This is a genomic window from Chelativorans sp. ZYF759, assembly GCF_012911015.1.
In the GTDB taxonomy this organism is placed as follows: domain Bacteria; phylum Pseudomonadota; class Alphaproteobacteria; order Rhizobiales; family Rhizobiaceae; genus ZYF759.
The window spans coordinates 1-2,305 of the sequence record NZ_WVVV01000038.1 but is presented as its reverse complement, the minus strand read 5'-3'; the positions used below and the strand labels follow the sequence as shown (position 1 = coordinate 2,305).

3 protein-coding genes are annotated in these 2,305 nt (G+C 61.6%); 1 reads left to right on the top strand and 2 read right to left on the bottom strand.

The genetic code is table 11. The annotated features are described in order from the left end of the window. The coding region (locus tag GRZ55_RS22920) for an ATP-binding cassette domain-containing protein (protein ID WP_210257503.1) at window positions 1–313 on the bottom strand (313 nt) is incomplete at its 3' end. Between the two features lie 37 nt (window positions 314–350). Further along, window positions 351–932 (bottom strand): NAD(P)H-dependent oxidoreductase, encoded by a 582-nt coding sequence (locus GRZ55_RS22915; protein ID WP_169289254.1) that lies wholly within the window; start codon window positions 930–932, stop codon window positions 351–353. 374 nt (window positions 933–1,306) lie between these two features. On the opposite strand from GRZ55_RS22915, the gene GRZ55_RS22910 reads away from it, so the two are divergent. Beyond that, window positions 1,307–2,137 (top strand): bifunctional 5,10-methylenetetrahydrofolate dehydrogenase/5,10-methenyltetrahydrofolate cyclohydrolase, encoded by an 831-nt coding sequence (locus tag GRZ55_RS22910; RefSeq protein WP_169289253.1) that lies wholly within the window; start codon window positions 1,307–1,309, stop codon window positions 2,135–2,137. Window positions 2,138–2,305 lie beyond the last annotated feature (168 nt).

Below are 2,305 nucleotides of genomic sequence, written 5' to 3'. Positions count from 1 at the left end.
TGAGCAGCTCGATGTTGCCGATCACCTTGCGCCAGGGCAGCAGCGTTGCATCCTGGAACGTGTAGCCGAGATGGTCGCGGTCGACCTTGACGAGGCCGTCGGTATGGGGAAACAGGCCCGATGCGATCTTGAGCAGGGTCGACTTGCCGCAACCCGACGGCCCGACGATCGACACGAACTCGCCTTGCCCGATCGTCAGCGAGATATCGTCCAGCGCCTCCGTCCCGTCCGGAAACCGCATCGAAACACCGTCAAACGAAAGCGAGACGTCGCGGTCCGGCTCGGCATGATAACGGGATACGATGCTGTGCATCGGCTCTTGTGCCTCGATGATCTGCGAGTGCCTCACGTCAGAAGCGAGCCATCTCGTGGCGTACCGTGCTCATGAAGCGCTCTACCCGGTCCTGTGTCACATTGTTGATGTCGTAGAGGGCGTGATAGCGAACGCGCACTCGGGGGTTGCAAACCACGCGCAGAAAACGTGTGCCGTTCTTGCGCGGCGGGTCCCCCAGCACCATCGCGCGCCAGCGCTTTGAACCGTAGGTCGTCACCGTGGACAGCTTGCGGATATTGGTCAGTCCTGGAGAGACCGCGCCATCCGCCATCTTGAAGGATACGTCCGGCAGGAAGATGCGGTCGAAATAGCCCTTGAGGATCGCCGGCCACCCGAAATTCCAGACCGGGTGGCACAGAACCAGCGCCTCTGCATTCTGGAGGCGGCGTACATAGGGATCGACGCGGTGCCGGTTGATCGAGACATCGTGGTAGCATTCCCGATCCTGCGGCGACAGAACGGGATCGAACCCTTCGGCGTAAAGGTCGAGGTCATCGACCTCGTGGCCTGCATTGGTCAACTCGTCCACGACGATCTGGTGCAACTGCCCCGCCAGACTGTCCCGCAAAGGGTGAGCGTAAATCACGTGAACACGCATTCATTTATCCCACAAAGCCGCGACGACCTTGTCGCGAATAGGTCCCAATCTGCAGGCGTTGCCTTCACCAGGCGGGCATCGCCAAAACGACTTCCCAAAAGAGCTGCCGGCTCGTTTGCACCTTCTGAATAAACTTCGTTTGTGCGATTATCGAGCGTTCGTTCGTTCATCGTTGCAATAATCGGGGGGGTGGTCAAGTGGGTTTCATGCATGGCGCTCGCCCACCGGGGGCTGTTCACACTCCGCCGCTCGCGCGCCAAAAACCCATGGCGCGAACCTCCCTTATCGAGGAAAAGAAATCTGCTACTGGCGTGCCGTTGCCGCTCCTGCGAAGTCCGAGCGTGGCGCCCGTCCAAGACAGCAAGGAAACCCGGATGAACCAGTCAAAGCTGTTTTTTGGCCACGAACTCGCCGACACGATCCACGTCCGGACCCGTGCGTTGATCCGCCGACTGGGTCGGCCGCCTCGCTGCAAGGTGCTGTATGACCGGGGCAGCGCGCCGATGATGGCCTATGCCGGGCGCCAGAAGGCTGCGGCGGAAGCGGTCGGTATCGAGCTTGTTCTGGAAGAGTATGCCGCCGCCGACCCGGAGGTTCTGCGGCAGTTGGCGCGGATATGCGACGATGACGCGATCGATGCAGGCTTTCCGCTCTATCCCTTGCCTGACGGGCTCGATCCGATCGACGCGGCAGAGGCACTCGGCAGCCGCAAGGATGTCGATGGTCTTCATCCGCTCAGTGCCGGCCTGCTGGCGCTCGGAGGCCGGGCACGTGCGCCTGCAACGGCACGGGCCTGCGCGGCCGCGATTGCTCATCTTCTTCCCTCACCAAAGGGTGCCGAGGTGGTGCTCGTTGGGGCGTCCAGGATCGTTGGGCGCCCGCTTGCCGCCCTGCTTCTCGATGCCGAAGCCACGGTGACGGTTTGTCATGCGGCCACGCGCGACCTTCGTGCCCACACGCGCAAGGCCGATGTGCTTGTCACGGCCGCCGGCGTGCCCGGGCTCATTGGCGCGGACGCTATCCGTGACGGCGCCATTCTCCTTGATGTGTCCGTCGTGCCAACGCCGAATGGGCTTGTGGGCGACGTCGATCTGGCCTCGGTGGAAGGCAAGGCCGCCATTGTGAGCCATGTTCCTGACGGCATAGGCCCGATCACGACCGCCTGTCTGTTCGAGAACGTTGCGCGCGCCGCACTCGATCGCTGATCGTCACCATCTGTTCCTCGTCAATTCTCCTTTCCGCCGGATTCGTGCCATTCGGAGAAGAGTTTGTGTCCGAGCCATGTGAATGCGACGTAGACGCAGACGGACATGAGGGTTGCGACGATGAGGGCTGCGTACATCTGCTCGTATTTGAAATCGATCTTTGAGTTG

Excerpts from the sequence above, each read along its gene's own strand:
- GRZ55_RS22915 (WP_169289254.1), bottom strand. The coding sequence starts at position 932 with ATGCGTGTTCACGTGATTTACGCTCACCCTTTGCGGGACAGTCTGGCG.
- GRZ55_RS22910 (WP_169289253.1), top strand. The coding sequence starts at position 1,307 with ATGAACCAGTCAAAGCTGTTTTTTGGCCACGAACTCGCCGACACGATC.